This window comes from Vitreoscilla stercoraria DSM 513, from assembly GCF_000382305.1.
GTDB lineage: Bacteria > Pseudomonadota > Gammaproteobacteria > Burkholderiales > Neisseriaceae > Vitreoscilla > Vitreoscilla stercoraria.
This window is the reverse complement of the sequence record NZ_KB908041.1, coordinates 13,526-13,891: the sequence shown is the minus strand read 5'-3', so window position 1 is coordinate 13,891 and position 366 is coordinate 13,526. Positions and strand designations below refer to the sequence as shown.

Sequence of the window (366 nt, the reverse complement as noted above, 5' to 3'; positions counted from 1 at the left end):
ATGAAAATGGCAGCATCGTGTTAACAAGCAATCTGCCATTCAGCCAATGGGCAGGTACATTTGCTGATGATGCGACACTGACAGCAGCGATGTTAGATCGCCTATTGCATCATTGTCATGTGGCTCAAATCAGTGGTGAAAGCTATCGATTGAAGAACAAAAAGAAAGCAGGAGTATTGCCAAGCATTGGTGATATTTAAGAGATGGGGGTCAAATTTAGATTGCCGAATTCATACCCAAAGGGGTCAAATTTAAATTGCCGTTGACACCATTTCTAAGCGGCCTGTATGGCCGTGAACAAGAATATTGTCAAGTGGAGAAAAATACTAGATTTCTAAGCGGCCTGTATGGCCGTGAACGCGATAT

At 42.9% G+C, this 366-nt stretch carries 1 protein-coding gene; it reads left to right on the top strand.

Going from position 1 to position 366, the window contains the following annotated elements; all coding sequences use genetic code 11:
- Positions 1-200, top strand: a 200-nt coding sequence (locus H150_RS14505; RefSeq protein WP_019959488.1) for an ATP-binding protein, incomplete at its 5' end; no start/stop codon positions are given.
- Between the last annotated feature and the right edge of the window lie 166 nt (positions 201-366).